Here is a 26,351-nt window from a genome sequence, read left to right as displayed (position 1 = left end):
AATATAGCATCTTACTCTACTCTTTATCTACTTATTAAGTGACGATATCTTAATTTATCATTAAGCAAGTTTTGTTAGTTTCTTATCTTCTATGTAACATGTCATAGGCCGCATTGTGGGAGGCTCTATAGAAAGGGTTATATAACTTTTGTTCTGTAGGTAAATATTTAATCTCAATAGATATGTTTGGATTCTGCTTTTTCGCTTTATGATAAAGTAAAATCAGTTCTGACTGTGCTTTCCTTAATGAAAGATTCTCAAATTTTTTTTGGTTATTTAAAATATTTTCAATCTCATTAACATCTGAAAAAATGATTACACTTTTACAACCTGGCATCATATATTTTGTAAAATGTATTAAAGTAAAAAAGATGGACTGCATTTCTCCATAGATATTTTTATTTATGCAATCCGTTGGAAGGTAAACAAATTTTTGTTTAACAATAACCGAAGCACCTTGTACATAAGAGCAAGCTACAGACATTTCTTGGCAGTGCAATTTCCCTGAAGCATCGCAATAAATAAAAAGTGTATCATTACTCAAATATTGCTCAAAGATCATTTCCTTCAGTTCTTTAGGAACTTTCTCCTCATAACCCTCCCAAAAATTCGTTTTTATCAGTCGTTTTGTATTCCCTTTTGCTTTCATACAAATCCCTCCAAATTTTTAGTAACTCATACTTAATTGTAATTTTGGTAAAATATTTTTTCATAAAAAAACCCTCACATCTCTTAGAGATGTAAGGGTTGAATTTTTTTATTTGTTTTTGTTGTCTTTTGAATTAGATATCCCATTATCGTCACCAGTAAAAATATTATTATATTATATCTATTTTACCCTAAATAATGGAATATTTCCACCATATTAAGAGTGCATATAACTTACCTATAATCATCCATTTTGAAGTATAGGATAAAGCAATTGTATTTATAACCCAGGGTTCTCCCTAATTCCCCTTTGCATTCTTTTTATTAATTCTATAGATTTTTCGTACCATTAAATGCAAATCATCCATCGGCTTACTATCTATAATCTCAGTAATATCAATCGCCTTATAGATATTTTCCTTACCAATTTCAAAATCTGGATCTGTTTTTATTATTTCAAACGTTTTCAATATACTTCCCTGATATGCATAATGCTTGATGACTTTTCCCTTAAAGCTAATTGGTTTATAATTTTCGGCACAAGTTATAAACCATTGTAATTCATCAATTTGTTTCTGTAGCTTATCAATCCTGCGTTTTGCCTTATCAACATTTACTGATAATAAATTGGTATCCATTTTAAGCAAGCCTCCTTTTTATACAATATTCGACAATAAGGAGACAAATCCCATCAACTATTTTCTTTAAATGTGATCATTTATAGACATTTGTTTGATTCAATATAGATATAGAGGGAATGTGGATAACCTGTGGGTAAATCGTGAATATCTTAGGCTTCTTAAAAGAAAGGATATCCTCTGTTCAAATTTCATTAATTTAACAGTTAAAACTCTAATTCTTTTTTATTCAATATCATGACATACTCAAAAGTTAAATTACCATTGGAGTAACTGTTACTATTTACAGAACCCTCTGGAAAGACTTCTTTATTAGTTTGATCATATGGAATCCAACCAAAAAACATATTTTGGTCGGGAAAGAAATTGTGAGATAAAAAATTAGGCTGTTTTGCTGATTCTACTTTTGCAGAAGTTTTTATAAATGTTACCCAATCCTCTGGTAATTGCATTAAACCATACGATTTCTCTTGAAAGGATACTTTTTTCTCCATTTGTATTCTTGGATAATAATACTCATTTCCATTAGTGATATGATACCCTCTATCTCTGATTAAATAAAAATCAATAGAACCCAAGTGGTCTTTAGGATGAATATTCCAAACAAGATGGAACGATGAAGGATCATTTCTATCAATCTTCCATACCTTTGGTTCCCCTCTTGTATCAATTGACTCTACAATCCAATTATGTTTTTTCCATGCCCAGTAGCTTAAACCGTATTCGCCTTTATTTGAGATATAAGGCACTAAAACATAACGTTCTTCAACTGTAATAGTGTCTTGAATGAAATTTGCGGCCGCTTCTGGAAATACGCTATTAATCTCTTCAACTATTTGTTCATTACTTGGAAGTGGAGTTGGCTTTGAAAAATAAAACCAATATACGATAAACAATAGAAATATTCCTACCGCTATAAGAAACAATAATCTTTTCTTCATCATTTTATTTTCCTCCTTCAATCAGCGTCTCTTCAGAGCGAAAATAAAATTGTTTTTTTGATGTTGATACTAAAATTCCTTTTCCATCGTCTTCAATGTAAATAATTGCGTGAAGACCACTTCCCCATTTTGATGAAGTTCCTATAAGTTGATATGGAAACCGTTCGTTTTTCTTATTCGATTCGGTATTCATATATGTATCTTCGTACCACTGATCGCTATAAATCTTTTCTTGTTCCATTGTATGGAGTTGTTTTACCAGACTCTCTTTATTAATTAAACGTTCCTTTGCTGATGGGTGAATATTAATAATTGAGGCATTCTTAATATTAGAAATGTAGGTTGATGGCTCGCTTTTGGGGTATATGACATGATGGACTGGAATTGTTATAAAAGTAGATACCAAGAAAATAAAGTTTGCACAAAAACCTAACCAGGCAAAAGCTCGATAATTTTGCCACTTCTCGTTCTTACCTTTAAAGACAAAATACAATATCCATACTCCAAGAGGTAAAATGGGAAACTTAATTATCGTATCAAATATATTCCAATTAATTGAGAAGGAAAAAAGACCAATAAGTATTACCACCATAACCTTCCATACTTTTGGTTTGACTATTTGTTTTTTATATATTCTATAAGCAAAAAATGCTACAAAACTCCATGCTATTATTCCAGTTAAAATAGATATGACATTAAAAGAAAAATCTAAATTAAAATCCAAGCTGATCCCCCCTCTTAATATAAATATGAAGCATCCTCAATGAATAGAGATTATAAAAATGAGTATAGAGTGCGAGTTAGATACCTGAATAGCTCCCTGTTTAATTTTCCTGGGGGCTATAGTGTATTAATTTTTCTTTTCAATTGACAAAGTATCAAACATCGTAGATATATTTAATTTTGCATAGATTACATTTCGCACTTCTTCTACTGTTAGGAGACTTTTTCCATTCATGACCATTCTCACATTGCCACCAGTATTTTTCCCTTGCAAATGCTCCAACTTCATCAGGGCGGATATTACCATTTTTGGTTGGATGCCATTGCTTTGCAATTTCTGGTTTTTTTATTACTAAAGATCTTTCTCTCTTTACCTTTTTTGGTGCAAATCGACCATAAAGTTCATAGCAAGTTGGACAGCCCTTTCCATCAACACGACTATATACAACAGCAGGATAACTATGGTTTCTCTCACATAACCACCATACTTTTTCATGAGAACCTTTTGTGACATTATCTGGTGTCAGGTCATCATTTTTATTATAGTCCCATTCAATTGCAAGATGGGGATGTGTTTTGGATAAACAATTAGTTTCATTTACCCTTTTACCTGCACAATAGGGACATCCCTCACCCCCACCTGTTCGCTCATTGATTATTTTATCGTATGTCGATTTACATTTAGGGCAATCCCAAAACACAAGTTGATTTGAAAATGGTAAATATTTATTCGGTGAAGCATTGTTGTTTTTCTCAGAATTCCATTCTGTTGCTATCTGTGGAAATAATAATTCCAAGTTATACTCTTCTCTTGCTACTTGACCATCACAAACCTTACACCCATGCCCTTGTGCTTTACTACCGATTTGGGCTAAAGTTGAATGCTTTTGCTCACAAATAAACCAAGCCTTAAAATTTGAATACTGCTTGAAATGTTCTGGTCTCAAAGGGTAGTTTCTATCGTAATCCCAAATACTTTCTATTTCTGGATACTTTTCTAATAGGTTGTCCTTTTCTATGATTGGTGGAATTTGAGCAAGTATAGGAATATTATCAATATCAACATTAACCTTTTTTATCAATCTATTAATATCATTGGTAAAACCTTTATACTGTTCATTAATCATCGATAATAGATGTTTAATCATATTCCCAACTGTTTTATTTGAAGTACGTTCATATAGATATTCTTTTACTCCTTCAATTTCAAGAGACGATAATCCATTATCTCTGATCCTTATTAACAGATATCCATTTTCTATTAATAAACGGCTCTTTTCCTTATCGATTACTACTCTTTCCCTATGGGTATGTCCACCATCATACTCTATGACCAAATTAAAAGAAGGGATAAATACGTCTACAGATTTATACTTACCTATCCCCTCTATAGGAGCATTTAGCTGTGCATCTACAAAAAGTTGTTTGATATAAAAATATATCGCAAGTTCTGGAAAGCCTACATTATATCTTTCATGGCATTTTGGACATCCAGTATTCTTAATTGCTCTACTCTTTGCTTGCGTTTCCCAAATATGCTCACATTCTTTACAACGCCAAACAACACTCTTATCTGAACCAGCTCTTACATTGAATGGGGTATTCTCTTTATTTTCAGATGGATGCCATTCTTCAATTAGGTTGGGGCATTCCTCTGCTATAAATCCTCTTTTATTCTTCATTTTTATCTCCATATAATTACGCTGTAGATTTCTTTATGCTATCACTAAACATATCGCATTAAACCCATTGTGAAATCTATGTTTTTCATAAAACATTTATTGAATGCCAGTTATTTTTATTTCATTCCCCTTTTGATTCTTTGAAGGTTGTATATTACCTTCAAATATATATGTTTCCCCTTCCTCAATAAATGGAACCTTAGTATTCTTAAAGATTACGGCTTCGATTTCCAGTTCTCCATCTGATAGTGTAAGGAATTTAGTATCACTATTTGAATCATAATAGAATCTGGTAACTTTTGCCTTTACTTCAATATAACCCTCAGTTCTATCATCCAGGCTTTCAAAACTACTAAGAACCTTTTCTGTTCCAATTTCGTCAGCATCAAGTGCTTTGAATACTGTAAATCCAATTATAAATAAAGCTATTATTATTGGGTAAATGAGGAAAATAAATTTATTCCTCTTCTTCCCTACTATCATTTCTTCTTGCTTACTATTAATTTGATATGATTGCATATTCTTTTTTATTTGATTAAGCTCAGCATTTACAAGTGCTATTTTCTCTTCATGATCATTAAATCTTTCAAAATAACCATCTTCATCCATCTTAATATGGGAAACTTTAATACTCTCAACTATTTCCATTTGAGCATTATCAGTAAGAGAATAACCCTTAACTTGAAATTTGGTGGCTCTTTCGATGGCATTAACAATACCACTATCAAGCTGTTCAGAAAATAAGTGATATTTAAAATAATCCCTTTTATCTTCTGATGACCACTTATTAAGTTGATTTGCAAATTTATATTCAAAACTTCTTTTTGAAAACCCTAAATGTATCACGCAATACCCAATACTTTTATAAGGATCTCCCAACCCTAAATTTGGATGATTTGAAATCAAGTAATTTTTTAATCCATCTACGTGAGATTTAACCTGAGCTAATGGATTTCTATTGCCGAATCTTGTTTGTAAAACCCCGTTAGATAAAATACCCTCTATATTATTAATATTGATGTTTTTCACTTCAACTATCCTAAAACCATAATGAGGATTAATAATTAAAAAATCAGGATGTAATTCTCCTATATCTGGCTGTGCAATTATATATGTATTTTCTGGTAGGTATTTTTTAAGAATATCTCCAACTTTAATTTCGGCTTCAAGTCCTTTTTTATCCTGATTTCGTTTTGCTTCTTGTAGACTTTTTATTAAATCATCTCTTCCTTTAAAAATAGCCATTTGGGACACCTATCTTTTTTTACATTTTTATGTAATTATACCATTTCTAAATCTCTCAAACATGTTCTCTTCTAATTACACTCATTCGGAGTATGGATGTCAAAATGTGTATGTAAATTACCCATGAATTAAATGAAACAACGGTTTTAATCCCCTACTTACTCAATTTTTCTATTACACTTTTCTATTCTCCTTTGTTATCGCACAAAAAAGAACCAAATGGCGTTCCGATTACGCCTTTTGATTCCCTTTTTTCAATGTCTATCTCAGAATCCAATAGAATCATCAGATTCACTTTCCCTTATTTTATCGTTCCCTAATAAATCGGAAAGCAATTGGCGAGTATATATGAATTGATTCGATACATGATGCAACTCATTGTGAATAAAATATCCTTCATTCGCTACGTCTTCAAGAGCATCATCAAGCGTGTCTAAGTGACGGAATATCTGCTTAGGTACTTCGTTGTAATAATCCACGTCTTGATTAAGATATACAACATTTACCAAATGCTGAAGTGGGATAACATTGGATAATAAAACTGTTGCTAAATTGACTGCGACTTTATCGGAGTCTTTGTTTGTGTAATGGTAGCACTCTACAACAAATCTACTGATACTGATTTCAAGATTTTTAGTTTGGGTAATAGCTGAGGTGAATTGTAATTCGTTCATAATGAGGTCTCCTTTATATGGGGGGTTAGTTTGTATTAAGCATCAGATGGGAGTGCTTGAAGAGAAAGGATAAACACATCCTATGAGGGATTCATCTATGATTATGAATTCATACTATATCAGAACAATTGCCAGAACAATAGCTATGGTGTCGAACCCTGTTTAACCTGATACTACTGATCTCTAACAGACTAAGTGATTCATTTTCCTTTTTACGGCTTTCCTCTCAGACTTTTTACTCGACAAAAATTGAACCGAGGAGCGAATCTATGATACGCTCCTGATTCAATTGAATAGTAAGATACTACATACCCCCTATCGCCATCACACTCCATATCAATATGTTTTCCCTTGTTAAAATTTATTAATTTGGGAATGGCATAGATTTCAGATAATATCACTCGAATTAGCTTACTGCCTTTTCAAAAGGCACTGAGGAGTATATTTCAGGATCTTCTAATTTCAGGATCTCTATGTCAATGCATTTTCTAAAATAGAGTTTGTTGTAATCAAAATACACTTTGAAGTACCCTTCATCTTCCCAAATTTTATCAATATACTCTTTCTTCCTTTTACCGCCCAACTCGCTATCATATATATATTGAGCAACATTGGAAATATCGTATTTATCTCTGTCTTTAAATTTCAAAAACGAAGGTTCCGAACGATTTATAGCATAGTATCTTATGAGATCCTTTAAATCTTCAACTGCATATCTGTGAATCGTTCCTAATTCATGAAGGAAATTATCCACAACAGGAAGATCAAATAATTTTAAACCCATTTTCTCTACAGATTTAACATCTTTTAGCTCACCCGATTCAAAACAAAGAGGTAATGATTTTAGTAATTTTTGATATGCTTTTTGTGTGTTTTCATAAACCAATACTTCACAACTTTTCTTGAATAGTTCCCCATTTTCATCAGGAATCGATAGTGAAAATGAATAGAAACCTACTGGAATTGTTTTAATAAAATCCACACTTTCCAATTCAGTTGTATCCACAGAATCATCGGCTATTTTTATAAATTCCTCTATTTTCTTTAAAGAAATTAGTCTCGGTGTTGCCTTTACATTACAATTCGACGAATCATTCCAAACACATTTACCTTTATATAGCTTTTTAGGATTAATCCATGCAATCATGTTTTTCCAGCGATCGATAAAACTAACGATAAATGCCTTTTCAGTTCCGCCAGCTTTTTTTCCCCTTAAAGCCCTTCCTACCATCTGAGTCATTAATATTTCCGATGTGGTGGGTCTTGTCAAGAAGACAGTTTGTATATTGGGTATGTCAGTTCCTTCTGTTAGGATATTTACATTTATCAACACGTCGAATTTATTTTCCCGATACTTTTCAATAATTTCTTTGTTTTCCTTAGACAAACCACTATCATCTACAATATCATTGTCGGATGAAATAACGTATTCTGATTTAATCCCTCTGTCATTAAATAATTTATTCAACTCAATTGCATGAATCTTATTAATCGCAAAAACCAGTAGTTTTCCATATTCTTCTTTGTTATCAATATACTCTTGAACAATTCTTTTATTTCTTATCTTATTTTCCGCTATATGTTCAGCGATATCTGTAGGGATGCTGTCCAACTTTTCAATAGTATTAATATCTTCTTCACTTAGTTTAAATCTCATATCTACATTTGTTTTTAATTCTTTGAAAATAGGTTCTGCAAGAATTCCTCTACTTATTAAAGATTTTAATGAAACCTCGTAAACTATGTCATCCTGAAAGATTTTCTTCAATAATCCCCTTTCCTCTAATTTTGTTCTAAAAGGTGTTGCTGTTAAGCCTAATACTCTAAACCTATTAGTCCTTTTATCTATTACCTCCATTATTTTCCTGTAAGTTTTTGCAGTGGCATGATGGGCTTCATCAATAACAAGAAATATATCATCATGGTGATTCAACCAATTCTTTATTAGATGGTCTTTTCCTCTATACAGGCTATCTTTACTTGCAATAATAAAATCATCTTCTTTTTTTATATTTCGGCATTTATCATGTTTGCCTGAAATAATTCTGTAATTAAAGCTCTTTCTTTTATTAATTAGGATTGAGAAGGAATTCTTTTTAACTGATAATAAGGCTTGTTCTAATAATTCCTGTCTGTGAGCTATCCAAAGGACTTTCTTATTTGAGTTGATAATATTTCTAAGCACCCATTGGACTGCTGTTTGTGTTTTACCTCCGCCAGTTGGCAACACTAACAATCCTGAGAATCTTTCCGCTTCACTATTTCCAATCGCCTTATCCAAGGCTTTCAATGCTTCTTTTTGATGTAAATATGGTTCAATCGGATTTCTTTCTTCACGAACCTGAATTGTTCCTGCATATTGTTTTTTACTTAACTTTTCCATTTTTCTTTTCCTCCAACTCCGTAATAGCCAAATTTTTTGTTACCTTACCTACACTAATTTTTGGTAATTAAAAAACACAAAAAAGACTGATATATATAGTTTTACATTCTTAATTACAGAAAAATCCTTATTCCTACATCACTTCAAGACATACTTGTCCCATGAGTTTAAAGTAGAAATACTGATCTGCAAAAAATGTAAAGCTACGTATATCAGCCTATATATGGCTAATTAAAAGAATAAATAATAATAGAAAAATAGAAAAATTAGAATATGAACTTTGCAGAAATTATATAAAATTATAGCAACATTATACTACAAACTTTGACTATTGTCAACATCTTCCTGCATTTCCTTGTTATTTACAAAATATCTATTAGATTACACTTCCTCCCCATTCCATTTCCTCCAAACCCTAATCTTTATCTTGTGTGTATCTATTGATTTAATAGTTCCCTTTTTCTATTACCTTCTCTTACCCACTTATCCCCAATACTTTCTTCATGCATTTCAGGCTTTTCTTCTCACTTTATTCAAGAAAAAGACCGAAGGTCTTCCAGGCAGAACCTGATATCCTTCGATCTTGGTTAGACCTATTCTAAAAAGGGCAGTCTTCCTCTAATGATTTTATTAAATCCTCGATAATAGTATCTGATAGAGACGCTACTACATTCCTTAAATCTTCATAACCTTCTACATCATTAATCTGGACTAATAGTTCCTCAAAATAGTTTGATTCGACTCCTAACTTCTTTAGCTCACGCATTATTTTTTCATTTAACTTTCCATCTCTAATAACTTTGAAAAAGTGATCAACATATTCTTCGTCTTGTCTGGAATTACATTGGTAAGACCACAAGTATATAATCGCAATTGGTATTTGTAAGTAATATATCTTTCTGAATCGTTGGAATTCCACAGACATTTTATTCGAGATTGTAGACTGAGGTTGAGTAGATGGGTTAGTATTCTTCATAATTGAGGTCTCCTAAATATGAGGTATAGTTTTGGTAGTAGGGTGGTGTACAGACGGTACGCATTCATTTAATTTGAGACTGAAGATAGTCTTCAAACAACTCGATTTTTGAAGTTTTTTTAACTAAGAATGGCTGAATTTCTGTTTTATCAAGCTCGATATAGGCTTGATGAATTAAGAAGTAGATCTCCTCTACTGTTTCTTTGAGAGACTCTTCCTCCCAAAGTGGCTGTATGATTCTTTCAAAGCTACTTAAATGGTTGCCTACTTTTACATAGAATTCTATATTGTGTTGAGGTGCTGACTCTTCCAATACTTGTTTTAATGGCTGGATTGAAAGGATTGAAGGCATACTGGAGAAGTGATCGATTGCTTGGAGTAATTTCAAGTTGTCAATTGCTAAGAGCCGTACTGCGTTTTCAACGTTCTTGACCGCTGAAAATAGCTTACGATAAAGAGTGTAATCGGGTTGTTGAAGTGCTTTTTCTGGAATTACTTTGTTCATTTTAGAGGTCTCCTTTATTTGGGGGATTGTTTGTGGTAAGCATAAGACGGGAGTGCATTAGAAGGAGGATAGCACATCCAAGAGGAAATTCATTCATCTACTGCTTATGTTTTAATTATAGTCATACTTATAAAATAAACAACCCATCATGTGTCGAACCACTGTCGTACCCCTTATATCTCTTGAAATTAATAGCGTTGTACCTACAATTACACCTTTACCATTCCTCGCATTTCATTCTGGATAGAATATTTATTCTCATACAGATTTCCCCTTAATCCTTCACCCTTAACAAAAAAGAGAGAAAATATATAGCAATTTTCTCTTTTTTGTTTTCTACTATGTACTCCCACAAAATTCCCTACCGATTTTACCTCACCCAAACCCGCATTCCTACGTTTTCCAGTTAGAATAAAGTCTACTTAAATCCCGCTTTTCTCCCCTTTTCCTTCTCATTTTTTCACTTTTTCACACTCTTTTTTCACGCTTTTTTTCCCGCTTTTCCTCAAATTAGAATAAAGTTTTCTCAGTGATACAAAAAGAAAAAGGATTATCCCGTAAGGGATAGCCCTGTTTTTCTCACGCTTTTTTTACGAAATCTTTTTTCTCACTTGGAGAAGAAATCGGTAATGTTTATTGTGTGTTAAGTTAGAAATTTTGGTTAGTTACATTTTAATTCAAGAAGTGTACAGCACTCCACATGTGAGGTGTGAGGAAACATATCTACTGGCTGAATGTAGCCAACTTGATAGCTTTTGCTTAACGTATCAATATCCTTCGCTAAAGTCGAAGGATTGCATGAAACGTAAACCACTTTTTTCGGTTTTACTTGAAGAATGGTTTGAAGAAGCTGGTTATCTAATCCCGTTCTTGGTGGGTCGACAACTATAACATCTGGTTTCCAGCCCTTTTTTACCCATTTTGGTAAAACTTCTTCGGCTTTCCCTGGTACATATTTCGTATGAGTGAACCCATGTTTTTTCGCATTTTTCTTAGCATCGTCAATCGATTCTGGGATGATGTCCATTCCTCGAATTTCTCCTGCTTGGTCAGCCAGCCATAGTCCAATTGTTCCAACACCACAGTAGGCATCCACTACTTTTTCTGTTCCAGTAAGAGCAGCCGCCTTCTTTACCTCGTTGTACAACTTAACGGTTTGCTCTGGATTTAATTGGAAAAATGTTCTTGCTGATAACTCAAAGTGTAAATCACCTAGAGTCTCTTGGATAAAATCTTCCCCAGCCAAAGACAGTGTTTCTTCGCCAAAAATAAGAGATGTCTTTTGCCCGTTGATATTTTGAACAATCGACTTTACATGAGGAAGTCGATTTTGGATTTCTTGGATAATGGCTTCTTTCTTCGGTAATTCCTTTTGAGTTGTGATGAGTACAACTTGAAGCTCACCTGTTTGAATACCAACACGAGTTACGATGGTACGAACAATTCCTTTACGTGATTTTTCGTTATAAATAGGAATACGTAATTCTTGAAGGATTTGCTTGACCATACCAGTAGCTTCGTTGGTTTTTGGATGTTGAACGGCACATTGTTCAATATTAATGAGTTGATGCGAGTTTAATCCATACAACCCAGCTAAAACCTTACCGTCTCTTTCGCCCACTTGAAACTGGTTTTTATTTCGATATCCCCACGGGTCTTCCATTCCCATGGTTTCTCTAATATCAAGCTTGTCTAGCGCTAGCTTCGTATGGCGTTCAAGTGCCTGAATAATAATATCTCTTTTTTCTTTTAATTGTTGCGGATAAACTAGATGCTGGAGCTGACAGCCGCCGCATTGTTCATAGACAGGACAAAGAGGCTGTACACGATGCTCCGATTTTTTACGGATGTTTTTGATTTTAGCTTCCGCATATTTGGGATGAATTTTTGTTGCTTCTACCACGACTTCTTCTCCAGGTAACGCACCTGGAACAAAGACGACCGTTCTTTTAAAATATCCGACCCCTTCCCCATTAATTCCTAAACGCTTGATGGTTAACGGAAAGGTCTGTTTTGGTTCAATAATGACTGATTGCTCTTTCTTCATTTATTTCAACTCCAAGTAGATCTAATTTGGTACTAATTGTTTTCGACAAATATCGATGGGTAATTTTCAAAATACCGAAAATCACTTGGTGCCTGTCACCTTTTTACTCAATACTTCTCCAAAGGTAAAGAGCAGCATAGCTTAGATACGGCTCCCAAGGTTGTTTGTATTTTTCCATTTCTTCTAGTGTTGGTTTTCGGTCGAGATTGTATAGCTTTTTAAGGGCATTTTGTATGCCAATGTCTCCGGTCGGGAATAGGTTTGGTTTGCCGTACCCGAACATAAGCAAATTTTGAATCGTCCACGGTCCAACACCCTTGAGCTTAATAAGTTTACTAAAGATATCTTCTTCTGGTAACTCTTTAAGCACTTCAAGGTCAATTTCACCGTTCACAATGGCCTTGCTCACACCAATTGCATACTCTGCCTTCCTCCCGCTGAATTGCAGAGCCCTTAACTCTTCTACTGTCAGCGAAGCGATTTTTTCAGGCTGAGGATAAAACCAGACCCCCTCTTTTTCAAAGCCAAATGTATGCACAAATCGTTCGGTTAGCTTGTGGGCAAAGGATAGGTTGAGCTGTTGGTGAATAATACATTTCATTAAACAGCTATAAGGATCGAAGTCTAGGATGAGAGGTGTACCGTAATGGATTTCAAAAAGTTCTTTGAGATCCGTTTGACTAAAATGATGATGAGTATTCAAAAGGGACTGATCCCATTGCAGTATTTTTGTTACAGCCTCAATGGCCTTTGTTTTATCCGTTTCGCTTGTACTCGATACATTAAATGCTGGATTTTCTAAGTTACCGAGGCTTTTAATTTCAACTACAGCCGGTTTCGCATCAAGCCAAAGTGGTATTTTTAAGGTTTGTTCTTCTAGGTTGACGGCATGAAGCGGATCAAGTAATAGTCTTTCTAGAACTCGTTCAAAATTATATGGTCCTTTTATCGAAACAATTTCCTGCCACATTCCTTGTCCACCTTTACACATTTTCCCCGTATTATAGCATGATTAGTGTACTTTGTGGATTTTGAAAGAGACCTACAATGGATTTTTCATCTATTAGGTACTTTGCCTTTTCTCCTTTGTAGCTTGGTCATATACATAAATTAAAGAAAAATAACTAAGGATGTGAACGATTGTGTCAATCAATAGGAGATTTGTAAAACAAAAATCTGGCTGCATCTTTCCTCATTATCGTTGGTGTGGCCCAGGATGCAGTGGACCTGGCAAACCCATTAACGATGTGGATACTTGCTGTATGCGCCATGATGAATGTTTAAAACGTGGGAATTCCCCTTGCCAATGTGATGATGAATTTATTCACTGTCTTGCTCCCAAAATTAATACTTACACTAGAAAAGGTCGAGTGGCTGAAACGATGTATTATGCAATGAAATTAAAGATATTATTTACATGTAAATAGTCTACGGATTCCTTATAAGACAGAATTTCATTTTTAAAGCCTGATTATCCAAGATAATCAGGCTTTTGGTTTATAACTAATATAGCATTTCTTCTTTTAGGTTATGTCTTAATACAAAATCATCTAGACTTTTGAATTGATATCCTTGTTTTTTCAAGTCCTGGATCACTTTTTCTAACGCATCAGCATTGTCTTTAGATACAGTGTGTAGCAGCATGATAGCACCTGGATGGGCTTGCCTCATAATGTTATCGTAAGCATATTGAGCACCTTTTTGTTGATCTGTGTACCAATCCACAAACGCTAATGACCAAAACACATGAGTATAACCTAATTCTTTGGCTAGTGCCATTGTTCTTTCACTAAAAATACCACGAGGCGGTCTTAGGTATGCCATGCCCTTTTGACCAGTAATCGCTTCTGTTTCAGCACGTACTTTCTCTAACTCTTCTTTTAATCTCTCATCACTTACCTTTGTTAAATCAGGATGATACCATGAATGATTGCCAATAATATGACCTTCATCCACCATCCGCTGAACGATATCATCTGCTGATTCAAGATAATGCCCTGTGACGAAGAAGGTAGCAGGTACTTTTTCTTTTTTAAGTACATCAAGAATTTGCTCGGTATACCCATTTTCATAACCATTATCAAAAGTTAAGTAAAGGTATTTTTTATCGGGATCGCCTTTATAAAAGGCGCTATGCTTTTCAAGGATTTTTTCAAGTACCTTACCTGCATCAGCCCCGTTCCCATCCTTACTTTTTTTAAATCCCCAATGAATGGGTGCATTAGCGTTTTCAGCATGAGCTATTTGTATGTTACTGCAAATCAATAGAAAAACCCCAAACAGGATGGATAGTTTCTTCAACAACTTTTACTCCCCCTACATTTTTTTCTTATTATTTGTAAAAAGAAAAGAGAACATTCAACTGGGGGAATTTTTCCAATATAAAAAGCTGACCTAGAGAAATCCCCAGGTCAGCTATTTTTTTAACTAAATACCTTTTCTTTAAACTGTGCTAATTTTTCTAATGATGATTTATCTACATCAGCATGTAAGCTATTGCCATGAGAGTCCATTGTTACAACAGCAGTAAAACCTTCTACCTTTAGATGCCACATAGCTTCAGGAATTCCAAATTGCATTAAGTCGACGCCTTCTACTGACTTGATACAATCTGCATAATATTGTGCTGCACCGCCAATGGCATTTAAGTAAACTCCGCCATGCTCATTTAATGCTGCAAGTGTTTTAGGTCCCATTCCACCTTTACCGATTACAGCGCGGATTCCAAAGCGCTTCATAATATCACCTTGGTAAGGCTCCTCACGAATGCTTGTAGTCGGACCAGCTGCTTTCACATGCCATTTGCCCTCTTCATCCTTTAACATAACTGGACCACAGTGGTAAATGACTTGGCCGTTTAAATCTACTGGTGATTCATTGTCAGATAAATACTTATGAATCGCGTCGCGACCCGTATACATCATGCCATTAATCTGAACAACGTCACCTACTTTTAACTCACGAATTTGCTCTTCTGTAATTGGAGCTTGAAGGGTAACGATTTTTTGTTCTGTTTCAGTTTCGTCTTCCACTTCTTTTGAAAAATCAATGTGTTCACCTTCTTGGTACATCCAGTCATTGATTTCACCAGTTTCCGCATTGATTTTTACACCTAGGCGGCGGTAAGCCCAGCAGTTGTACGCAACGGATACAAAGAAGCTTGCCGGGATACGGTTAATGACCCCGACTTTACAGCCTAATAGGGTTGTTTCTCCGCCGAAGCCCATTGTTCCAATTCCAAGCTTATTGGCATTTTCCATTACATACTCTTCCAGCTGTCTTAATTCCTCAATTGGATTGACATCATCCACAGAGCGGAAAAGTTGTTCTTTCGCAAGCTCATAGCCGGATGTACGATCTCCACCGATTCCAACACCGATAAAGCCTGCGCTACAGCCTTGTCCTTGAGCTTGATACACAGAATGCATGATACATTTACGGATTCCATCTAAATCACGACCCGCACGACCTAATCCTTCGATTTCACTAGGTAAGCTGTATTGAATATTTTTATTTTCACATCCGCCGCCTTTTAAAATAAGGCGAGCATCAATATAATCTTCTTCCCATTGTTCAAATTTGATGACAGGCGTTCCTGCACCAAGATTATCTCCACTATTTTCTCCAGTTAACGAATCCACTGAATTGGGACGTAGTTTTCCATCTTTAGTTGCTTGAGCAATCGCTTCCAAAATAGCTTTCTTAATTTGTATTTGGTTTACTCCAACAGGTGTTTTAATTTTAAAAGTAGGAAGACCTGTATCTTGGCAAATAGGTGACACTTGATCGTCTGCCATTGAAATATTATTTGTGATTGTCGCTAAGCTCATAGCTGCTCTAGTCCCAGCATTTTCACGTGCCTTTGCAGCTTTAATCGCACGACGCACATCACGTGGAAGCTTTGTAGACGTTTCCACAATTAACTTGTACATACTTTCTTGGAATTTCTCCATTGTCATGTTCGTTTCCCCTTCCCGTTGAATCCCCTCTGAAAAAACATCTATTTATTTACACCGTTTATTATACTCCTATCAGAATTGTATGAAAAGATTTGATGTCTAGGAGCAAAAATTTCTAAATTATGTTACTGGTTAATGTTATTTGATCCAGTGTGGAAAATTACTATTACAACCGCTCTTCTATACAGGTTTCTTCACTTTTCCTTATTGTTGGACCGAACACCTTGACGGACTTATTTCCGCAAACCCTTTTGTCCGATAGAACACCTCTATCGGACATTCATCGCTTTTCTGCATACCTTTTTGTCCGATAGACCATCTCTATTGGACATTCATCGTCTTTCCGCAAACCCTTTTGTCCGATAGAACACCTCTATCGGACATTCATCGCTCTTCCACAAACCCTTTTGTCCGTTAGAACATCTCTATCGGACATTCATCGCTCTTCCACAAACCTTTTTGTCCGATAGAACACCTCTATTGGACATTCATCGTCTTTCCGCAAACCCTTTTGTCCGATAGAACACCTCTATCGGACATTCATCGCTTTTCCGCAAACCCTTTTGTCCGATAGAACACCTCTATCGGACATTCATCGCTTTTCTGCATACCTATTTGTCCGATAGACCATCTCTATTTATAATCCTGCGGTTTCATTGGACAAAAAATTAAAAAAGACATTAATAAAAAAAAGAGCCCCCTCACAAGGCTCTTAGCTTTCTCTATGATTAAATTCTTTACATTTGTTTTCTAGTTCATCAATCATGTTAATTAAACGATCAATATCCTCTAACTCAACCTCTTCAGGATCAATCGAATCTAATACATCTGAAAACATATTTAAGCGTGTTTTTAAAAATTGTACCTGTGAGCTTTTTTCTTGAATTGGACTACCCAAAATGTCCTCCCCTTTCTCTTTCGTACTCATACTACCGAAAATCGTAAAATTCTGCAATATCTATAGCCAGGTAGGAAGAAATGTAGTGCTTTCTTCGCTGCTGAAACTGGACAATTTTGAAAAAGAGCCGGAGAGTTTAATTTCCCGGCTCCTTTCCTTTACTAAAAATTACCGTGGTCTTTCTGTGGCAACGAACCCAAAGGAAACATGGTCTTGGACAGGTATCCAGGCTCCAATTCCTTGTGAGGTTACGTTTTTCACAACGATCATTTTTTTGTTACCCTTTAACATTAAGTAAACTTCTCCGTAGGTAACCTTCCCTTTTTCATTTACCGCTGGGGCATACCCATATAAATACCCTAGACGTTTTGGGGGGATATTATAAATTTGGTTCTTTTTTGTTCCGCCACCAATTACGGTTTCAAAAGCAAGAGGTAATTTTGTTTTTTCAATTGCTTTTAATAACATCATTTTTTTCACTTCTTCTGCATTTTGAACCTTTGCAGTTAATCCTCCACGAACCATTCTTTGTGCTTCTTGTACATAGTGAATTTGATATGGTGATTTACCACCGCGATTGTCAAAATAATTGGTGTTAATTCGTTGATATTCCCAATTCGGTGACGTTTCTGTTGATTCATAATTAAGCGGCCACTGCCCTAAGTAAATAATCGCACGATAACCAAGCGCAAATGGAGTACTATTTACACTAGATTCATTAAGCATTCTAATTAAGTCAGGATTTTCAATTTTCACCTTAGTTGAATCCAGTAATGCTTGTGTTAATTCACTCGGCTGCAATAATGGTAAATCCTGTGTTGAATTTGGATAGGTATTTTCCTTGGCAATGTTCATGACAGAATTCGGGATTTGATATTTCGCAACCTCTTTTGCTTCTTTTACTTCTTTTCCTTGTCCAGGGAGAGTAAAAGAAAACATAAATATTAGCCCAATAAGAACAGATATATATTTCTTCATAGGTGAACCCCTTTCACTATTTACATACAAACTTTTGCTCATAGTTTTTTCGGAGTTTAGGATTCTTATCCCTAATGAAATTATTTTTTCACTGACAGATGCTGGGCTAATTTTTCAAAGGTCGGAACAAACAGCTGAATGAATGGACCAATTAATACGAGACAAATAAAGGTTCCTAATCCAATTGGACCTTTTACCATCAATGCTAATAGTAGGGCAAACGCCTCACAGATGGTTTTAGCAATCGGCAAGCTAATACCAAAGCGTTCATTTAATGACACCATTAAATTATCAATTGGATTCAATGGAAACTTTGGTTGCAGGTAAATGGCTACTCCAAGGCCAATGATTAACAAACCTAATACTAAAAATAGCACTTTCACCAATAGTTGAGTTGGTTCGAATTGTCCTAAAACGATCAGCATCCAAAAGTCGATTAACGGACCTAAAATAAATATGGTAAATAAGGCGAAAAAATCTGGTCTTCTTTTTACAAGTGCTCCGTTCACGAACATGAGAGTAATTCCTACGAGGATGACAAATGTACCTACAGATAATCCTGTCATCCTTGATAAACCAACGTTTAGAGCATCCCATGCACCTGCTCCAACATTGGCTTTTATCGTTAAAGAAGCTCCAAAGCTTATGACAAACAATCCCACAATATAGAATAATAATCGATAAATAAATGGCATTTTTTTCTCCTCTAGTTTTGTTTTTTGTAACAAAATTGTAAAAATCTGAATATTTACAAAACTTAAATGAATCGTTATAATTAACTTAACTTCTACAAAAGGAGGGCCGAAAGCATTCGCTCATGAAAAAAATGTAGGGAGGTTGGGAATCTAATTTGATAACAATTCAACAATCGTGTTTGAAATAAAACAAAACATGAAAGTTGGTGATCGGTCTCCAAATTAGTAAGCGAATGATGAAATGGACCTTTAGTAAATATAGTTATTCCTTTTGTAACATAAAATGAACGTGACATACTTAAACTAGATTAAAAAAGACTCTGTACCTTATTTAGGCACAGAGTCTTTTATTTTTCAATACTTCTTTTATAATTTGTAAATATTTTACAACAAATAAAATCCAATCCCCATTATAAAGTAAGCCGCTAATAAAGTGAGCCCTTCAAACCAGTTTGTTTCCCCATCATTTGAAATAATGACAGTAACTAAGACAGCTGATACCATAGCGACTAACTCAGGCCAAGAAAAAACGAGAGGCATTGAAGTTGGAAAGAATAGTGAAATAATCACCAATAAAGGGGCAACAAACATGGCAATTTGTAATGTTGACCCAACCGCTATCTCTACTGCAATATCCATTTTATTTTTATAAGCCATTAAAATGGCTGATGCATGTTCAGCCGCATTCCCTACAATGGCAACAATAATAACCCCGATAAATAATTCCGTCCAACCAAACGATTCCGCTACGACTTCAAACGTATGAACTAAATTTTCCGATACATAAGCAACTGCTAAAGTAGCTACCGCTAAAATAGTAAGCGCCTTCCCTTTTGACCATTCTGGTTCTTCATGGTGTTCTTGATTTTCGGATGATTCATTTTGGTAAACACCTCGATGGGATACCAATTTGAAGAATAATGCCGCTAAGTATAAAGCAATTAAAATCACCGAGATTCCAATGCTTAAATTAATTGTTTTATGTTCATTCATATTGATAGAAAAAACTTCGGGAATGACAAAGGCAACAATAATCGCAAACATGAGTAATCCTGAATTATGCCTCGCATCATAAACATTAAAATTCTGGCGTTTATATTTTAATCCACCAACAAAAAATGAAAGACCAGCAACTAATAAAAGATTTCCTAAAACAGAACCCGTTATCGATGCGAGAACCACTTCCACTAGTCCTGCTTGGAGGGCAAAGATGGAGATAATCAGCTCCACTGCATTACCAAAGGTAGCATTTAATAACCCACCAATTCTTGGCCCAGCCACAATAGCCAAGCTTTCAGTTGCTCTTCCCATAAAGCTGGCCAGCGCAATAATGGTTAAACAATAAATTACAAATAGTATCGTACTCGGCCAATGCATCAGTGAACCTACCACCGATAAAGGGACCCCAACAAATGTCATAATCATAAAAATTTTATTCGCCATTCAACGTTCTCCTTTAAAAAATGTATTGAGCATCATAAGTCCATTTTATTCCAATAATACCCATTATCAAGTGAGATTACACTATTTTTTAGGATTATAAAAGTAAAAAATCTTGCAATATTCTCCAATAATCGCTACCATCATTAAGATTAATGCTTTTTAGGAGAATTATTATGAATACACAATCTAGTTACCGATTTTGGATATTAGTTAGTATAGTAGCCATATCAGGATTCAGCCAAGGAATGCTACTACCTCTCATAGCGATTATTTTTGAAAATAATGGTCTGTCTTCATCTCTTAACGGGTTAAATGCAACAGCTTTATACATAGGAATTCTGTTAGCATCACCATTTATGGAGCAACCGCTCAGAAGATTTGGTTATAAACCCATCATTATTTTAGGCGGATTACTCGTTGTTATTTCACTCGCTCTTTTCCCTTTATGGAAATCCTTCTGGTTTTGGTTTATCCTTCGTCTCCTAATTGGAATTGGCGATCATTCTTTGCATTTTGGTACTCAAACTTGGATTACTTCCTTTTCTCCAGAAAATCGGAGAGGACGGAATTTATCACTCTACGGGCTTTTCTTTGGAATCGGATTTGCAGCTGGACCGCTTATGACTCCGCTAATCAATATTCATGAAGCTCTTCCATTCATCATTTCTACCGTATTATGCTTAGTTGGATGGGTATTTTTATTTAGTTTAAAAAATGAATTTCCTGAAGAGGATATACGATTAAATTCCTTTTTTGATACATTAAAAAGATTTTCACAAGCCTGGAAGTATGCATGGGTTTCCTTTTTACCACCGCTGTGCTATGGATTTTTAGAGTCCTCTCTAAACGGCAGCTTTCCTGTATATGCTTTAAGGATAGGCCTGAATGTTAACAGTGTCTCGATTCTATTAGCCGCTTTCGCGATAGGAGCAATCGTTTTCCAGTTACCTCTTGGAATACTTAGTGATAAATTTGGAAGACGGAACATATTGATTCTGATATTATTTCTCGGATTTATTAGTTTTACTACAGCAAGTTTTGTAGAAGAATCGTATGTTGGTCTACTACTTTGCTTATTTATGGCAGGAATGTTTGTAGGTTCCACCTTTTCTCTTGGTATCTCTTATATGGCAGACTTAATGCCTAAAAATCTTTTACCTACTGGAAATTTATTATGTGGCATCTTTTTCAGTTTTGGGAGCTTAGCAGGGCCGTTTATTGGCGGACTATTTATACAGTTCTTTGCAGAAATTAGTTTCTTTCAAATTATCAGCACCTTATTTTTTATCATTTTTTTAATCGTTTTATTTGTTCGAGAGAAATCTTTAGTATCAGTAAATCATTGATTTATTGCCTTCGAAACCTTCGGAGGTTTTTTTTAGACTTTTTTAAAGTTAGACTTAAGTTTTGAAACCATTTCACCTCTCTTTCGTCTTATTGGTTGAAAGGAAGTGTTAATCCCTATGATTTTTAAAAATTTCACTATAATCGTTTCATCTTTATTGTTGTTAGCCGGTTGTGGTACAAATATAATTTCAGACGGGCCTGAGAAGACCGGTTCAACCATAACCTCTAATGACATCATTGATATCCACGGTAATGTAAAAAATCTGGAACGCCTAGATGTTTTTATGCAACATTTGAAAAATGGAGAAACAGACGAGATTCGGGTTACCCATTACACGATCGAAGGTGACCCCATCTACGATGAAGTCATTTTTGATGGAAAACAACTATCTATTACAAATGATACTACTGAGGATGAGTTTGGACCAAAAGAAAGAACGACTTATACCTGTCAAAATATCGAAAGAAACGAAACTAATAAAACTTTAGAATATATGTTGATAGATTGTGAACTAGAAGAACAAAAAGGGAATCATCCGCTCATCAGTATTGATTATAACTTGGAAGCGCAAGATTACTTCGGTTTCCGTCTGGAATACGGTGTTGATCGAAAAAATGTGATTGATACGAAAGCGATGGAATTAAAGAAAGACCTTCAAAATGGCGAGATGGTAGCCGTAAGTGATTTTCAATTTACCGATTCAGAGTTACAGGAGATTTATAAGTTAATCGTATTAGCTGGCTACTTAAGTGAAAAGGAAGTTTCAACTAGCTGCCAGGCGGAACCGTTAACAAGCTACAAACTTACGGTATGGATTAATCAAGGTATGAGGGAATTTGAATGGAATCGCTGTGATTCTAGTGAAGACGGTAAACAAATGACTCAATTAGTAGATGATATCGTTAAAGTGTTAAAGAATAATCATATTTATAAGGAATTACCGGAAGTAAAAGGGGAATATCAATAAAAAATTGTACGGCTGCCCCTATTTTTTAGAAATCTCCCTTATAAATTAAGAGGAAAATCTTAATTCCGAAAAGATATCTGACTAAAATGAGAATATTTCAGACTTTTTCACAGGTTTATCTGACTAATCTTTCAATATATCGACTAAATTCAGGATATTACTAACTTTGTCACAAAAATGCAAAATATTACCAGCTCCACCACATCGAAAAAGCCTTCACTCATTATGTGAAGGCTTTTTCTAATTAAGCTTCCTGTCTAACTTTCCTTGGTCGGTTCACGATTACAATCCCAGACACTACAAGAATTAATCCAATCATCACAATGAAGTAAACCTCTTCTCCAAGTAAAAAGGAAGATAGAATGACTCCAAATACCGGTACTAGGAACATATAAAGGGAGACTAGTCCGACCTGATTATATTTCATGACATTATTCCAGAGGATAAATCCTGCCGCAGATAAAAACGCCAAATACAGAAGCATCCAAATCGCTGAACCGTTAAAGTGAAACGGAAAAAGCTTTGATGTAAAGCTTCCAACTAAAAGCAAACCAAGGGAACCGAAAACCATTTGATAGGCCGTCAGATACCCTACCTCCATCTCTTTACTCCCATTCCTAGCGAGGATATTTCCAAAGGCACCTGATAACATGGCAAGCATTAATAAAAGCTCACCCCATCCAAAGTTAATCGTCAATTCTCCTTTCGGAAGGTTAGCAAGGATAACCCCCCCAAATCCAAGTAGCAGTCCAATGGTTTTTACCATGTTGATTCGATCATTTTTATACATAAAATGAGCTAATAGGATTTGAAAAAACGAAGTTGTCCCCGCAATAATGGAGCCTTGAATTCCAGTAGAATAGCTTAAACCAATATAAAACAATACGTATTGAAAAAAAGTTTGGAAGAGACTTATTTTTAATACAGGAAAGAAGGTTCTTTTTTGAAATATCATATTCTTTTTTAACAATGAGAAAAAGATAAAAATGAATAGTCCAGCTAAAAAGAAGCGATATCCGGCAAATATCATTTGCTCACCAATTTCGTTCGGATGAATTTGTAAGCTTGAATAACTTAATTTGATAAACGGAAAAGCACTTCCCCATAAAAAGGTGGCAGCTGTAGCCGAAATAATGATCCCCAAAGGATGGGTGTAAAATCGTTGTGCGTTCATATTTTTAACTCCTACTCTTTGTAGCAATTTCTTTTCAAGGCCATAAACTATATGATATGATAAGAATATAATAAGTACAAATATTGTTTCTTGAGCTTTTACTGCTGTCATCCTTGGGATGGCAGCTTTCGTGTTTTTTAAGGGTATTGATTGTGATTCTTTTTCTCAATTAAAAAAGGGTTTTTTTAAAAAAAGGAAAATGGGGTGAATGGAAAATGACTGAGTTTGCTATGACGAAATCAAAAACCGAAGAAACAGGCCTTCTACAAAAATGGATGCCACATGCGGAATTAATTGCAGCTGCCATTTGCGGGATTTTAATTCTTGCTGGCTGGTTATTAGAACTGCAAGAAAGGTCTGCTATTGCAATCCCTCTCTACGTTCTTTCTTTTATCATCGGTGGATTTGCTAAGGCGAAAGAAGGTATCGAGGAAACGATTGAAAATAAAGAATTAAATGTAGAAATGTTGATGATTTTTGCCGCCATTGGCTCGGCGATTATTGGATATTGGACGGAAGGTGCCATACTGATTTTTATTTTTGCTGTAAGTGGCGCGCTTGAAACCTACACGATGAACAAAAGCTATAAGGAGATATCTTCTTTAATGAACCTTCAGCCAGAGGAGGCTCTTCTCCTTCGCAACGGGATCGAAGAAAAGGTTCATGTTTCCAAATTAAGTATTGGAGATCAGATACTCATTAAGCCGGGAGAACGTGTTCCTTCAGACGGTAAAATCATTAAGGGAATTTCGAACCTTGATGAGGCTGCCATTACAGGTGAATCCATTCCAGTTACAAAAAACATTGAAGATGTTGTTTTTGCAGGGACGGTAAATTTAACTGGATCGATTACAGTTGAAATTACAAAACCAAATAATGAAACCCTTTTTCATAAAATTATCCAGCTTGTTCAAAATGCACAAAGTGAGAAATCACCCTCACAGCTTTTTATTGAAAAATTCGAAGGTACCTACGTGAAAGTGATCTTGCTTGTCGTTACTTTAATGATGTTCCTTCCCCATTATCTACTCGGCTGGGGCTGGACTGAAACCTTTTATCGTGCAATGATTTTGTTGGTGGTTGCTTCTCCTTGTGCTTTAGTGGCATCTATTATGCCAGCAACCTTATCAGCCATATCAAACGGGGCACGCCATGGAATTCTTTTTAAAGGAGGCGTCCACCTCGAAAATTTAAGCCACTTAAAGGCGATTGCATTTGATAAAACCGGTACGTTAACGAAAGGGAAACCCGTTGTAACAGATGTATTTTTTGCAAATGGAAACGAAAGAGATCCTTTATTATTAACGGTTGCATCCATTGAAAATCACTCTAATCATCCGCTGGCACAGTCCATTGTTTCGTATGTTAAGAGAGAATTAAACAAAGAGCTGCTTCACCCGGAAACGATTGAAGATATTGCTGGAAAGGGTGTCAGAGCCATCGTCCATCATGAAGAATGGAGAATTGGGAAGGCTGATTTTATAAATGGCTTGGAATCCGCACCAGAAATAGTAGAAACCTCAAGCCAATTAGCAAGTGAAGGCAAGACGATGGTGTATATCCAAAAGAATAATAAAGTTCTTGGATTCATCGCTTTGAAAGATGTAGTGAGAGAAGAAAGCAGCAAGGCAATCAAGGAGCTTAATGAACTAGGTGTTTTTTCCGTCATGCTGACGGGTGACAGTGAAAAAACAGCAAGAGTGATTGCATCAGAAAGTAAGGTAGATGAATATGTTGCAGAGTGTTTACCTGAAGAAAAAGTGGACCAAGTAAAAAAACTGAAGGAACGTTTTCAGACCGTTGCAATGGTTGGGGATGGAATCAATGATGCACCTGCCCTCGCCACTGCAAACGTCGGCATTGCGATGGGAGAAGGAACAGATGTCGCCCTAGAAACGGCAGACGTCGTATTAATGAAAAATGACCTGCCAAGAATCGCAGAAGCCATCCGCCTATCTAAGAGAATGAATAAGATTATTAAGCAAAATATTGTCTTCTCCTTAGTTGTTATTATGTTACTTATTGCTTCCAACTTCATTCAAATATTGGATTTACCATATGGAGTTATCGGACATGAAGGCAGTACGATTTTAGTTATTTTAAATAGTCTTCGTTTACTAAGATAAGGGAATATGCTCGGTTTTTAAAAAGGGTGACTCTCGATAGAAGAGTCACCCTTTTTAAATTAGTGATAGCTGTTTGATCCGTTAGCGGAGGAAGATGTTTTGTTCCCTTTAGCACCCTTTGATTTTTGTTTCGTGCTGCCATCCTTCTTCGTATGCTTCGTCATCGTCAACCTACCTCCAAAATATAATGTAACGCTTTAAAGCACCGGGGGTCTGACCCCCGCCGCTTTAACGCATTAACTCATTGGGGGTCAGACCCCCAGTGCGTTAATGTGGAAAAGAGTTTTTCTTTTCGCTCGTT

23 protein-coding genes are annotated in these 26,351 nt (G+C 35.3%); 4 read left to right on the top strand and 19 right to left on the bottom strand.

The features are described 5' to 3' along the window. Positions 1 to 82 precede the first annotated feature (82 nt). The 12 genes from ACSBPO_RS01585 to ACSBPO_RS01530 form a co-directional block, all read right to left on the bottom strand. Positions 83 to 649, bottom strand: coding sequence for a hypothetical protein (locus tag ACSBPO_RS01585; protein WP_442598114.1), 567 nt, complete (start codon positions 647 to 649; stop codon positions 83 to 85). 298 nt (positions 650 to 947) lie between these two features. Further along, positions 948 to 1,286: a hypothetical protein gene (locus tag ACSBPO_RS01580; protein ID WP_442598113.1), complete on the bottom strand. Its 339-nt coding sequence runs from the start codon at positions 1,284 to 1,286 to the stop codon at positions 948 to 950. A 206-nt stretch (positions 1,287 to 1,492) separates the two neighbouring features. Continuing rightward, positions 1,493 to 2,230: a hypothetical protein gene (locus ACSBPO_RS01575; RefSeq protein ID WP_442598111.1), complete on the bottom strand. Its 738-nt coding sequence runs from the start codon at positions 2,228 to 2,230 to the stop codon at positions 1,493 to 1,495. Between the two features lies 1 nt (position 2,231). After that, complete coding sequence (locus ACSBPO_RS01570; RefSeq protein WP_442598109.1) at positions 2,232 to 2,951, bottom strand: hypothetical protein; 720 nt, start codon at positions 2,949 to 2,951, stop codon at positions 2,232 to 2,234. A gap of 154 nt (positions 2,952 to 3,105) precedes the next feature. Next, positions 3,106 to 4,632 (bottom strand): zinc-ribbon domain-containing protein, encoded by a 1,527-nt coding sequence (locus ACSBPO_RS01565; RefSeq protein WP_442598107.1) that lies wholly within the window; start codon positions 4,630 to 4,632, stop codon positions 3,106 to 3,108. A gap of 96 nt (positions 4,633 to 4,728) precedes the next feature. Next, positions 4,729 to 5,877, bottom strand: coding sequence for an NERD domain-containing protein (locus ACSBPO_RS01560; protein ID WP_442598105.1), 1,149 nt, complete (start codon positions 5,875 to 5,877; stop codon positions 4,729 to 4,731). A 266-nt stretch (positions 5,878 to 6,143) separates the two neighbouring features. Continuing rightward, positions 6,144 to 6,551: a hypothetical protein gene (locus ACSBPO_RS01555; RefSeq protein ID WP_442598103.1), complete on the bottom strand. Its 408-nt coding sequence runs from the start codon at positions 6,549 to 6,551 to the stop codon at positions 6,144 to 6,146. 406 nt (positions 6,552 to 6,957) lie between these two features. Continuing rightward, the gene (locus ACSBPO_RS01550) at positions 6,958 to 8,934 is read right to left on the bottom strand and encodes a DEAD/DEAH box helicase (RefSeq protein WP_442598101.1); all 1,977 of its coding nucleotides are present in this window, start codon (positions 8,932 to 8,934) and stop codon (positions 6,958 to 6,960) included. Between the two features lie 598 nt (positions 8,935 to 9,532). Continuing rightward, entirely contained in the window at positions 9,533 to 9,910 is a 378-nt protein-coding gene (locus tag ACSBPO_RS01545) for a hypothetical protein (RefSeq protein ID WP_442598100.1), read from the bottom strand. Positions 9,911 to 9,974: 64 nt separating this feature from the next. Then, positions 9,975 to 10,415, bottom strand: coding sequence for a hypothetical protein (locus ACSBPO_RS01540; RefSeq protein ID WP_442598098.1), 441 nt, complete (start codon positions 10,413 to 10,415; stop codon positions 9,975 to 9,977). Positions 10,416 to 11,076: 661 nt separating this feature from the next. Further along, complete coding sequence (gene rlmD, locus ACSBPO_RS01535) at positions 11,077 to 12,462, bottom strand: 23S rRNA (uracil(1939)-C(5))-methyltransferase RlmD (RefSeq protein WP_442598096.1); 1,386 nt, start codon at positions 12,460 to 12,462, stop codon at positions 11,077 to 11,079. Between the two features lie 103 nt (positions 12,463 to 12,565). Beyond that, positions 12,566 to 13,432, bottom strand: coding sequence for a DNA-3-methyladenine glycosylase family protein (locus ACSBPO_RS01530; protein WP_442598094.1), 867 nt, complete (start codon positions 13,430 to 13,432; stop codon positions 12,566 to 12,568). Between the two features lie 172 nt (positions 13,433 to 13,604). Between ACSBPO_RS01530 and ACSBPO_RS01525 the strand changes: the two genes are divergently transcribed. Continuing rightward, entirely contained in the window at positions 13,605 to 13,889 is a 285-nt protein-coding gene (locus ACSBPO_RS01525) for a phospholipase (protein WP_442598092.1), read from the top strand. A 76-nt stretch (positions 13,890 to 13,965) separates the two neighbouring features. Here the strand turns inward: ACSBPO_RS01525 and pdaA are convergent, their stop codons facing one another. The 6 genes from pdaA to cax all read right to left on the bottom strand — a co-directional run bounded on the left by pdaA (position 13,966) and on the right by cax (position 20,435). Beyond that, entirely contained in the window at positions 13,966 to 14,763 is a 798-nt protein-coding gene (pdaA, locus tag ACSBPO_RS01520) for a delta-lactam-biosynthetic de-N-acetylase (RefSeq protein WP_442600286.1), read from the bottom strand. Between the two features lie 122 nt (positions 14,764 to 14,885). Then, the gene (locus ACSBPO_RS01515; RefSeq protein WP_442598090.1) at positions 14,886 to 16,421 is read right to left on the bottom strand and encodes a fumarate hydratase; all 1,536 of its coding nucleotides are present in this window, start codon (positions 16,419 to 16,421) and stop codon (positions 14,886 to 14,888) included. Positions 16,422 to 17,133: 712 nt separating this feature from the next. Continuing rightward, a complete protein-coding gene (locus ACSBPO_RS01510; protein ID WP_442598088.1) occupies positions 17,134 to 17,319 on the bottom strand; it encodes an SE1561 family protein in 186 nt (61 codons plus the stop codon). Between the two features lie 168 nt (positions 17,320 to 17,487). After that, on the bottom strand, positions 17,488 to 18,297 hold the full coding sequence (locus ACSBPO_RS01505; RefSeq protein WP_442598086.1) for a YfkD family protein: 810 nt from the start codon (positions 18,295 to 18,297) through the stop codon (positions 17,488 to 17,490). 80 nt (positions 18,298 to 18,377) lie between these two features. Next, positions 18,378 to 19,025, bottom strand: coding sequence for a YczE/YyaS/YitT family protein (locus ACSBPO_RS01500; RefSeq protein ID WP_442598084.1), 648 nt, complete (start codon positions 19,023 to 19,025; stop codon positions 18,378 to 18,380). A gap of 351 nt (positions 19,026 to 19,376) precedes the next feature. Next, positions 19,377 to 20,435, bottom strand: a complete 1,059-nt coding sequence (gene cax, locus ACSBPO_RS01495) for a calcium/proton exchanger (RefSeq protein ID WP_442598082.1) — start codon at positions 20,433 to 20,435, stop codon at positions 19,377 to 19,379. Positions 20,436 to 20,608: 173 nt separating this feature from the next. Between cax and ACSBPO_RS01490 the strand changes: the two genes are divergently transcribed. Beyond that, positions 20,609 to 21,781, top strand: coding sequence for an MFS transporter (locus tag ACSBPO_RS01490; RefSeq protein WP_442598080.1), 1,173 nt, complete (start codon positions 20,609 to 20,611; stop codon positions 21,779 to 21,781). Positions 21,782 to 21,898: 117 nt separating this feature from the next. Then, positions 21,899 to 22,750: a DUF4362 domain-containing protein gene (locus tag ACSBPO_RS01485; RefSeq protein ID WP_442598078.1), complete on the top strand. Its 852-nt coding sequence runs from the start codon at positions 21,899 to 21,901 to the stop codon at positions 22,748 to 22,750. Between the two features lie 244 nt (positions 22,751 to 22,994). Here ACSBPO_RS01485 and ACSBPO_RS01480 read toward each other — a convergent pair whose 3' ends face one another. Continuing rightward, a complete protein-coding gene (locus ACSBPO_RS01480) occupies positions 22,995 to 23,924 on the bottom strand; it encodes a DMT family transporter (protein WP_442598076.1) in 930 nt (309 codons plus the stop codon). Positions 23,925 to 24,139: 215 nt separating this feature from the next. Between ACSBPO_RS01480 and ACSBPO_RS01475 the strand changes: the two genes are divergently transcribed. Further along, positions 24,140 to 26,050 carry a heavy metal translocating P-type ATPase gene (locus tag ACSBPO_RS01475; protein ID WP_442598074.1) on the top strand — a complete coding sequence of 637 codons (1,911 nt, stop codon included), beginning with the start codon at positions 24,140 to 24,142 and terminating at the stop codon, positions 26,048 to 26,050. Positions 26,051 to 26,351: the final 301 nt, after the last annotated feature.

It is taken from the genome of Neobacillus sp. D3-1R (genome assembly GCF_052180215.1).
Taxonomy (GTDB): domain Bacteria; phylum Bacillota; class Bacilli; order Bacillales; family Cytobacillaceae; genus Pseudoneobacillus.
The sequence above is the reverse complement of the archived record's forward strand: the minus strand, read 5'-3'. Positions and strand labels throughout refer to the sequence as shown.